At 41.7% G+C, this 6,400-nt stretch carries 7 protein-coding genes; 5 read left to right on the top strand and 2 right to left on the bottom strand.

Annotated elements, in window-relative coordinates; all coding sequences use genetic code 11:
* From AC37HE_RS02080 to AC37HE_RS02070, 3 genes are all read left to right on the top strand, one after another.
* On the top strand, positions 1 to 598 hold a 598-nt coding region (locus AC37HE_RS02080), incomplete at its 5' end, for a DNRLRE domain-containing protein (RefSeq protein ID WP_500781115.1).
* Positions 599 to 981: 383 nt separating this feature from the next.
* Positions 982 to 2,055 (top strand): glycoside hydrolase family 43 protein, encoded by a 1,074-nt coding sequence (locus tag AC37HE_RS02075; RefSeq protein WP_500781114.1) that lies wholly within the window; start codon positions 982 to 984, stop codon positions 2,053 to 2,055.
* Positions 2,056 to 2,186: 131 nt separating this feature from the next.
* Positions 2,187 to 3,371 (top strand): DUF4346 domain-containing protein, encoded by a 1,185-nt coding sequence (locus AC37HE_RS02070; RefSeq protein WP_500781113.1) that lies wholly within the window; start codon positions 2,187 to 2,189, stop codon positions 3,369 to 3,371.
* A gap of 116 nt (positions 3,372 to 3,487) precedes the next feature.
* On the opposite strand, the gene AC37HE_RS02065 is transcribed toward AC37HE_RS02070, so the two are convergent.
* Complete coding sequence (locus AC37HE_RS02065; RefSeq protein WP_500781112.1) at positions 3,488 to 4,237, bottom strand: Ig-like domain-containing protein; 750 nt, start codon at positions 4,235 to 4,237, stop codon at positions 3,488 to 3,490.
* A 306-nt stretch (positions 4,238 to 4,543) separates the two neighbouring features.
* Here AC37HE_RS02065 and AC37HE_RS02060 point away from each other — a divergent pair, with 306 nt between their 5' ends.
* The gene (locus AC37HE_RS02060; RefSeq protein WP_500781111.1) at positions 4,544 to 5,191 is read left to right on the top strand and encodes a hypothetical protein; all 648 of its coding nucleotides are present in this window, start codon (positions 4,544 to 4,546) and stop codon (positions 5,189 to 5,191) included.
* Positions 5,192 to 5,286: 95 nt separating this feature from the next.
* On the opposite strand, the gene AC37HE_RS02055 is transcribed toward AC37HE_RS02060, so the two are convergent.
* On the bottom strand, positions 5,287 to 5,736 hold the full coding sequence (locus AC37HE_RS02055; RefSeq protein ID WP_500781110.1) for an energy transducer TonB: 450 nt from the start codon (positions 5,734 to 5,736) through the stop codon (positions 5,287 to 5,289).
* 195 nt (positions 5,737 to 5,931) lie between these two features.
* Here AC37HE_RS02055 and AC37HE_RS02050 point away from each other — a divergent pair, with 195 nt between their 5' ends.
* Entirely contained in the window at positions 5,932 to 6,318 is a 387-nt protein-coding gene (locus AC37HE_RS02050) for a hypothetical protein (protein WP_500781109.1), read from the top strand.
* Positions 6,319 to 6,400: the final 82 nt, after the last annotated feature.

Genomic DNA, 6,400 nt, shown 5'->3' with positions numbered 1-6,400 from the left:
CGAAAAAGAGGGTAACGAACCGTCAGAGAAACAGGTCGTTTTAAGTTTACAACCTGATGGCATTGATGGGAAGGATGCTAACTTTAGTTTTCTGATTCCGGATCGGAATATGGGGGACAACGAAAATATCCATCTGTATGCCTGGACGCAAAACGGTGAGTTAAATGTAAATCGGGTGGCAATTGATTTTGATTTAAGTTCGATTCCTGCTGATGCACAAATAGATAGTGCTTTTATATCCTTTTATTATAACAATACCTCTATTTATGGTGCGGGACATAGCGGAGATAATAGTTTTGTGATTGAACGGATTACTTCAGCCTGGGAAGAGTCAACCATAACATGGAACAATCAACCATCGACAACTTCAGTTGATCAGGTTAGTGTTCCTGCTTCGGTTTCAGCTACGCAGGATTTTACAGATATTAATATTTCGGACCTGGTTGCCGATATTTTAAATGATCAGGCTAACAGTTACGGATTCTTATTGAAATTCCAGAATGAGGACCCCTATAAAATTTTGCTGTTTGCCTCAAGTGATCATCCGGATGCGACGATTCGACCTAAACTGGATGTTTACTATACGGTAGTGAGATAGCAAGGAACCCTCTGCTGGTTCGGATTTATAAACCGAACCAGCAGAGGGTATAATATCTATTGGCAAATCAACCATACTTCAAAAGCCCATTCGAAGCTTGAAAGATGCTTATCCTGAATTGATGTTGTTTTCTGGTTCTTCTGTTATGCAATCCGGATTTCGCGAAATGTTAAATTCTTAATATCCGGCAGCATGATTTTTCGAATTACAGTGGGAAAATAGTAACTAGCAGATCGAACCTCGTACAGCCGTAATTTAATCGTTTCCTCTTCAGCATGGAATAAAAGTATTCCAATGGGGGAATATTCCTTTGGTCCTCGGTCACTGAGCTAATCTTTCCTATCGGCCTTGTTGTAAATGTTAATACTTAAAAAAGAGATTTCATGAAAACGCATCTGTTGACGACTTTTTGCCTTTTTGTTCTTATAGCCAGTTCTTGCCAGTCGAAAAAGGAACAGGGTGGAAAAAAGCTTTATTCCGGAAATCCAATCTTGCCCGGTTGGTATGCCGATCCGGAAGGAGCAATCTTTGGTGACGAATATTGGATTTACCCAACTTATTCCGATCATTACGGGACGCCTGATACTTCAACCTATGTTTCGGAGGAGCAGCTGGCCGTACGAAAAAACGCGATTAATAAACACTATTTTGTACCAACCTTCTTTAATGCCTTTTCTTCGAAAGATTTAATTACCTGGGAAAAGCATCCTCATGTGTTGGATATTAAAGATGTTGCGTGGGCATCGTATGCTTTATGGGCGCCCTCGATTATTCACGAGAATAACAAATATTACCTTTTCTTTTCGGCCAACGACATTCAGAATGAAGATCAGGTTGGTGGTATCGGTGTGGCTGTTGCAGATAGTCCAGCCGGACCTTTCCACGATGCTATTGGGAAGCCTCTGATTAATGAGATTAAAAATGGGGCTCAGCCAATCGATCAATTTATTTTCCGCGATGATGACGGGCAGCACTATCTTTATTATGGAGGCTGGGGACATTGCAATGTTGTTAAACTCAGTAAGGATCTGTTGCATGTCGAATCGTTTGATGATGGAGAGCGTTTCAAGGAAATTACCCCTGAGCATTATGTCGAAGGCTCTTTTCTATTCAAACGAAATGGTAAATACTATTTCATGTGGTCGGAAGGTGGTTGGATGGGGCCCGATTACAGTGTAGCTTACGCGATCGGAGATTCCCCAACCGGCCCTTTTAAACGGATCGCAAAAATATTACAGCAAGATTCGACTATTGCAACAGGTGCTGGTCATCATTCGGTAATTCATATTCCCAATACGGACGATTATTATATCATTTATCATCGCCGTCCTTTGGATACAACTATTCCTTATCACCGTGAAACTTGTATCGACAAAATGACTTTTGATAAAAATGGGTTTATCAACCCTGTGAAAATGACCAATGTAGGCGTAGAGCAGCGAATATTAAAAGAGTAGTTAAATAATTCAGCGGGGGTGACAGGAATATCTGGCGCGGTTTTGTAATTTTAAAAATTGAAGTTTGTCGCATGCTTGTAGAAGGAACCTATTTAACGTTTGCCGCAAAAGAACAGAGGAAGTTGAGATAGATGAATCGAAAACCATTTGAAATAGTTAAGGTATACCTGCCGGATCAGAGCCAACCGTCGTTAAAGGAACTGTTTGAAAAGCTTACAACCATTTCGGAGATCAAGAAGTGTTCCTTTTGCGGTTGCAATGTGAATACCTTAACTGAATTTGTTGAACTTGCGGAAGCTAAGCAGGAGAAGGAGCTTGCTGAAAAGGCGGGGAAACTCCTTGAGAAGATTAAGGCTCAGAAGAAATATGATTGCCTGGGATGTAATCCCTGTCTTCCGGCCGGGCTTTCGAATCATTTGTTTGAAATGAGGGATGATAAACCTGCCGGGAACCTGGTTACTTGTTCGTCTCTTTCTTGCGGATGCCATACACCCAAGTCCAAAAGCAAGTGGCCCGTTGAAAAGGGCGATTATTTGGTCGGAAATGAGAAGGCATCTGTTGCCATTAATACCTTATCGAATAAAGAGCTGCCTGAGGAACTGTTCAAGCTTCTGAAAGATAAGATCTGCCTGGTTGGTTACTGTGAAACCGAAAATATAGGTGTTGAGAAAATTGTGAAAAACATGATCTCGAATCCCAACATCCGAACATTACTTGTTTGCGGTAACGAAAGCGGGCAGCACATGATGGATGGCCATTTTGCCGGGCAGGCATTGCTGGCTTTGCATAAAAATGGCATAAGTGAGACCAACAGAATCATTGGAGCAAAAGGGAAACGTCCGTTGGTGAAAAACCTGAACCGGGAGCAAGTTGAACGTTTTCAGGCTCAAATTGAGTTAGTCGAGCTTATTGGAAATAATTCAACCGACGACATCATTCAAGCGGTGATGATCGCGCTTTCAAAAGCCAGGCAGGCATTTCCGGAACAAGCGATGATTGAAGAACCGGGAAAGGAGCTTATCGCACAAAACCCGGAAAAGCTGGTATTCGACCCTAAAGGTTATTTTGTGATTATCCCGGATCAAACAGAGCGTAAGATATACGTTGAATATTATGCCAACACCGGAGAATTAGTACATACCGTTACCGGTGATGATGCTGCAAGTATTTACTACACCATTATTGAAAAAGAATTGATCTCCAGGCTGGACCATTGCGCTTATCTGGGCCGGGAATTAACGAAAGCCGAATATTTTATCAAATATAATATTCCCTACATACAAGATAAGGCATTGGGTGAATTGACTGAAGAATAAAATCCAAATGCCCCTCGTTTTAACATAGAGGAAACGAGAGGCAAGTGGGGGATTTCTATTGACAACTGGCTTACAGAAAACCGGAATTTCCAATAAGATATTTTCGGGTTATGGAATCAATGTATTTGTTTGAATTGTTCTCTCAACTGGTTGAGACGATCAAATGTTGCAGCGCTTTTTCGTGACGATGATTCGGTGAGTGCCGCAATATAATAGTAGGCTGCTATTAAATATGAGCTGTTAAATAACCCAGCACTGATAAACATGGTTGCTGTTTCTTCCGTTAATCCGTTTGCGAACCAGAGCTCTTCTGCTTCTGTATCCTCCTCGATTAATGGGTAACGTTCGACTAAAAACTCTGCTAAATCTGAAGCATAGGCAAATCTAACTAATACGGCATAAGCAATTAACTGATCGTTTGAATCGAATACGATCAAGAGATTCGGAGCTTTACTTGAATAATTATCATAGCCGATACCATTTTCGGTTGTGACATCAGGTGTTCCAAATTGCTGAATAAGCTCGCTTTTGGACATGCCATACGCTAAATCCGGTTCCGGGTAAAGATTTTGCGTTGCTGCAACGGTCAGGCTAAAGACTTTCATATCCTCACCATTGTTTAGCGTAATATCCGTTTCGCCAACATACATAGCTGTAACTAGTCCTGTTGCTGTTACAGTCGCATGATAAGCATCTTTTACCGTATAGCTAATGTCAGTTCCGGAGCTTGCATTAATTTGGTATTCGTCGCCAAAGTTTAAGGTGGTGTTTGATTCACTTAGTGAGATTTCGTTGGAATCTTCCTTCCCGCAGGATAGCAGTAAAATGCTCATGAGGAATAAGCAAAGTGTGATTTTGTTTTTCATGGTTTTGGTTTTTCTGAAACATCAATTCATCGTTTGTAATCTCGTATTGTAGTTGTAAAAAACGACTTTACGAGTGGCTAACAAAGCCGTACATTTTCATGGACAGCAAAAAAGGCGGTATCCAAACACTGGATCCACCCTTACTGCTTGTTTACGAAGTGACAGGAGGCTTGTTATCCGTAATTTGCAGGATATTTCCGGTTCGAGACAGTGATGTTAGAGCCTCTGTCTTAGTCTTTGGATGAAGTTCAGTGCCGGAAGAAGAATTTCGTAACTTTAGCCATCCACAATATCAAAGACTTTTCGATGCAGCGATACGAAGCAATGGAACAGCAAAAGAAATACATCTGGTATGCAAGTTATGGATCCAACCTTTGGGAAGAGCGGTTTTTATGCTACTTGCTTGGTGGCAGCCCCGAGGGAACAGAACGGGTTTACGAAGGTTGTCTGGATAAAACATTGCCTTTGGGTAGTGAGAAGACAATCATCAAGCGGCAGCTGTATTTTGCACGACAATCGGAAACCTGGTCGCAAGGGGGTGTTGCCTTTATTGAAACCAGTGAGGATGAGTCGAAACAAACCTACGGCCGGATGTATTTGATAACAGAAGATCAGTTTCGGGATCTTGTTGAGCAGGAGATTGATACCGACGAAGCGTTGACGATTGATTTCAAGAGCATCGAAAAGAAAGGAAGTCTGGTAATCAAAGAAGATTCGTGGTATGGAAATATTCTTTTTCTGGGGCTGCACGACGATTTCCCAATCTTCACCTTTACCTTTCAGGAAAATAGCCAGCCAACAACGAAACCTGTTCCTGCATACTTGAAAACGATCATGAATGGGTTAAAAGAAAGCTACCTGTTAACAAATGAGCAAATTGTAGCTTACCTGGCCCATAAACCCGGTGTTGCCGGTAACTATACCAAAGCTGAATTGATGGAAATTGCCAAGTGAGAGATCAGGCAGGTTCTACCGGATTGGAAGTTATAATCGGCATTGGAGCGCAAAACTTCTTTTGAAGAAAGCAGGGAGAGCACTGGTTTTCAAGCTTAATATTCAGCCGATGCAAAATTCACACATTGACATTCTACCTTTTTATTTGGCATGAAGTCGAATCGCACGATGTAGTTGACCACAATGGGCTCATCTGATTCCATGCCCGGCTTCCATGATTTTAATGAACCAATTACCCGCAAGGCTTCTTTGTTTAAATCCTCATCGATACCCCGGTAGATTTCAGAATTCTTCAACAGTCCGTCTTGATCAACGGTAAAACGAACATATACGCTACCGGTAATGTTTTTTTTAATGGTTCCTTTATGGAAATTAATTAACGAATCGAGGTCGTTTTTTAATGCAATATCTCCGCCGGGGTATTCCGGCATTTTCTCAAAGCTCAGATCAACTATTTCCTTCTGATCCTGGGCATTGCTTTGAGTTGAGGTTGAAACCAGCACAACGAACACAATAACGAGTAACCGGAATATTTTTGTTTTCATGATTTGTAAACTTTTCTTTTCATCCGTTTACGGGATAACAGCTTCTCCGGTTTAGCTTACTGAAAATTCAAGGGCGAAACAGCTAACAAATGCTTGCTTTCAGGGAACTTATCTCCGGTTTGGTGAGTAATTATTAATAGAGAGGCTGTCCTCTATGTTGAAAACAGCCTCTTGACGAGTATTAAATTTCCTGCCATGGGGGAAAAAGTCAAATATCGACGTATTGCAGAGAATCCTGCCTGGGCCTGGGCTGTTTTGGCGATGCTGGTTTCTTTGTTCTTTCTCGGTTTCCTGGACGATGAGGGACATCGAAAAAGTAACTTCATCTTGATTGCATTCGCACTCGCTTACGATGCATTTTTGGTTGTTTCCTGTTATGTGATTTGCCTGGCGCATCCGAAGAGTGTTTGGTACACACCGGTGATTTGTCAAGTAGCAACAATCAGTACAGTTATCTGGAAGTACCCGTTGTGGACTGACTCTGAGATCGTTTTAATCTTGCTGGTCCTTGGAATTGGTTTTACCGTTTGGGCCGCAATAAGTGGTGCAAAGGATGGACGTCGCCGGTCTGCCTCGTCTTAGTTCTTTTAATTCACCTGATAGCTTTGGTTATACTCCGGTATTTTCAGAAATTTCAAGGCCGATTGAACAAGGCTTGTTTCTG

The organism is Mangrovibacterium sp. (assembly GCF_059905295.1).
This window is presented reverse-complemented; position numbering and strand designations above follow the sequence as displayed.